Origin of the sequence: Paraclostridium sp. MRS3W1 (assembly GCF_032465715.1) — a bacterium.
GTDB lineage: Bacteria > Bacillota > Clostridia > Peptostreptococcales > Peptostreptococcaceae > Paraclostridium > Paraclostridium dentum.
Genome location: NZ_JAWDJM010000064.1, coordinates 1 through 3,785, shown reverse-complemented (window position 1 = coordinate 3,785; position 3,785 = coordinate 1). Strand labels below are relative to the sequence as shown.

Genomic DNA, 3,785 nt, shown 5'->3' with positions numbered 1-3,785 from the left:
ATAAAAAAGGCTTTATAAGCCTTTTTTATTTTTATTTGATAAATAAAATCTAAAGTGTTAAAACGTTTGTCCGTATCATAATTACAAATAAATTAAAAATTAAGGGGTAAGGAGATACGTTTATGAGAAACTGGAAAATAAGTAAAAAATTAATTATATCTTTTGGTATTTTATTAATTATTACAGCATGTGCAAATTTTTATGCCATAAATAACCTGAAAAAATCAGAAAAGCTAAGTAATCAGTTATTTGAAGGACCTTATAAATCAACAAATCAAACTATGAAAATTCGTAGGGATTTAGTTTCTATTGGTAGGAATATGGGAAATGCAATGATAGAAAAAAGTCCAGAATATTATGGGAAGATAGTACGAGAAGACTTTGATAGCGTTGAGAAAAATATAAAGTTGCTTAGAAGTTCATTTGATGGAGATAAAAAGTTAATAGATGACATTGAATCATCTATTGTAAAATTTAGGGAACAATTTGAAATAGTTCAATCTGCTATGGAAAGAGGGGACTACACTGGTGCTATAAAAATAACTGAAAAAAATACACCATACTGGGAAGTTTATAACAAGTGTGTTGAAACAGCAACAGCTCTTAATGAAAAGGCAGAGGCTAGAGGAATAGAGTTTAATAAAGAAGTAAAAGAAATTTCTTCAAAAGCTACTGCGATATCAATAGCTAGTAGTGTTTTTGCTATAGGGGTAGGGATAATAATATGTATATACATAACAAGAAGTTTAAAGAAACCTATAGAAGAACTTGAAATAGCTGCTAATAAAATGGCTAGTGGAGATTTTGATATTTCTGTAAGTTATGAATCGAAAGATGAACTTGGAACTTTATCAAGTAGTATGGATAAAATGAGTAGAGAAATAAAAGAAATTATAACTGATACAGTTAGAGTTTTAGGAGACGTTGCATCAGGCAACTTTAACACAGAGACAAATGCAAATTACATAGGAGTTTTTAAATATATTGAAAACTCTATAAATAAAATAACAATTGATTTAAGTGAGACAATGGAGCAGATAAATACTGCAGCTGAAGAAGTAGGCGCAGCATCCGATCAAGTTGCTAGTGGATCTCAAATGTTATCACAAGGAGCAACAGAACAAGCAAGTGCAATCGAAGAATTATCTTCTACTATAAATGAAATATCTGAAAAGATAAAAGGAACTTCAGAAAATGCAAAGCAAGCTAACTCATTAACTTTAAATGCGGCAAAACAAGTTCAAGAAGGTAATGATCAAATGAAAGAAATGATCAAAGCAATGGAAGATATAACATTTACATCAAATGAAATTGGAAGAATAATAAAGACAATAGATGATATAGCATTCCAAACTAATATATTAGCATTAAATGCAGCAGTAGAAGCAGCAAGAGCAGGAGAAGCCGGTAAAGGATTTGCAGTAGTTGCAGATGAAGTGAGAAATCTTGCAGCAAAATCAGCAGAAGCAGCGAAAAATACAGCTACATTAATTGAAAATTCAATAGAAGCAGTAGAAAATGGAACAAAAATTGTAGATAATACAGCAGAGTCACTTCAAAAAATAATAAGTACGACTAATAGAACTACTGCTTTAGTAAATGACATAGCAAAAGCATCAGAGGATGAATCAAACTCTATAAATCAAGTAACATTAGGTGTAGACCAAATCTCACAAGTTGTACAAACAAACTCAGCAACATCAGAAGAAAGTGCAGCAGCAAGTGAAGAGTTAAATGGACAAGCTCAAATGTTAAAATCACTTATAGACAACTTTAGCTTAAAAGGTATAAACAGATCAAATAACAATATAAATTTTAATGAAGATGAAGAAAATGAATTAGCATTTAATAATTATTAGATAAAACTATTAACTGAAAAGAAGCTTTAAAGCTTCTTTTTTGTTATTTAAAATAGATTTAATAAAAAACTTAGCTTTTGGTAAATTAGATTTAGTCTTCTAATATGGATAAATACAATTTTGAGCCTATAAACTTGGCAAAGTAAAATTTTTATTAAATGAAAATGTTTTTAAATTTAATAAAGCTTATTTATAAAAATTAAATTCTAAAGCATGTATATCTTTATCCGTATAAATGTTAAGCAAATTATTTTGATTTGTAATATCAGCAAAGTTAAAGCAAGGAGGGCTAAATATGAAAAATTTGAAGATAGGTAAAAAATTAAGTTTGTCTTTTATTGCGGTATTATTAGTTACGGTAGCTGCAAATCTTTACTCAATATCAAACTTAAAAAAATCTGAAAAATTAAATAATGATTTATTTACAGGACCGTATGTGGTAACAACAGAGAGTATGGGTATTCGTAGAGATTTAGTTTCAATAGGTAGGAATATAGGTAATTCAATTCTTAGAGAACAGCCAGTGGAGTATAGAAAGACAATTTTAGAAGATTTTGAGAGTGTAAATAAAAGAATCGATTTAATTGAAAAGTCTTTTTCAGGTGAAGAAAGTGAACTTGTAAAAAATAGCCAAACATCAATTAGTAATTTAAGAAGTTCAATTGATAAATTAAAAAATGAATATGAACAAGTTTATACCTTTTTAGAAAAAAAGGATTATAAACATGCTGAAGAAATGACAGCACAAAATACAAAGTATTGGGATATATATAGTTCTTGTGTGGATCAATCTGTAAAATTAAATGAAAATGCAGAAAAATTAGGAACTCAATTTAATCAAAGTGTGAAAGAGACATCGTCAACTTCAAGATCAATATCTATAGCATTAAATATTATTTCAGTAATAATAGGTGTGGTTATATGTGTATATATAACAAGAAGTTTAAAGAAACCTATAGAAGAACTTGAAGTAGCAGCTAATAAAATGGCTAGTGGAGATTTTGATATTGATGTTAATTATGAATCAGAGGATGAATTAGGAACTTTATCAAACAGTATGGTTAAGATGAGTAATGAAATAAAAGATATTATAGAAGATACAGTTAGAGTTTTAGGAGAAGTTGCATCAGGAAATTTCAATGTAGCGACAAATGCAGAATATATAGGAGTTTTTAAACAAATTGAAAACTCTATAGGCAAAATAACGACTGATTTAAGTGAAACAATGGAACAAATAAATATAGCATCTGAAGAAGTTGGAGCTGCATCAGATCAAGTAGCAAGTGGATCTCAGATGTTATCACAAGGGGCAACAGAGCAAGCAAGTGCAATTGAAGAATTATCTTCAACTATTTCTGAAATATCTGAAAAGATTAAAGGTACATCTGAAAATGCTAAGCAAGCTAATTCATTATCTTTAAATGCTGCAAAACAAGTTCAAGAAGGTAATAACCAAATGAAAGAAATGGTTAAAGCTATGGAAGATATAACATTTACATCAACAGAAATAGGAAGAATAATAAAAACAATAGATGATATAGCATTCCAAACTAATATATTAGCATTAAATGCAGCAGTAGAAGCTGCAAGAGCAGGAGAAGCTGGCAAAGGATTTGCAGTAGTTGCAGATGAAGTAAGAAATCTAGCAGCAAAATCAGCAGAAGCAGCAAAAAATACAGCTACATTGATTGAAAATTCAATAGAAGCAGTAGAAAATGGAACAAAAATTGTAGATAATACAGCAGATTCGCTTCAAAAAATAATAAATACAGCAAATAGAACAGCTAAATTAGTAAATGATATAGCAAAAGCATCTGAAGAAGAAGCTAATTCAATATCTCAAGTTACATTAGGTGTTGAACAAATTTCTGAAGTTGTACAAACAAACTCAGCAACATCAGAAGAAAGTGCAGCAGCAAGTGAAGA

Annotated in this window: 2 protein-coding genes; both read left to right on the top strand. The window is 29.2% G+C overall.

Going from position 1 to position 3,785, the window contains the following annotated elements; all coding sequences use genetic code 11:
* Nucleotides 1–122: 122 nt before the first annotated feature.
* Entirely contained in the window at nt 123–1,859 is a 1,737-nt protein-coding gene (locus RWY47_RS04800) for a HAMP domain-containing methyl-accepting chemotaxis protein (protein ID WP_150843126.1), read from the top strand.
* A gap of 295 nt (nt 1,860–2,154) precedes the next feature.
* Nucleotides 2,155–3,785, top strand: a 1,631-nt coding sequence (locus RWY47_RS04795; protein WP_316030257.1) for a methyl-accepting chemotaxis protein, incomplete at its 3' end; no start/stop codon positions are given.

Coding starts and splice junctions, on each gene's coding strand:
- RWY47_RS04800 (WP_150843126.1), top strand. CDS start 123: ATGAGAAACTGGAAAATAAGTAAAAAATTAATTATATCTTTTGGTATT.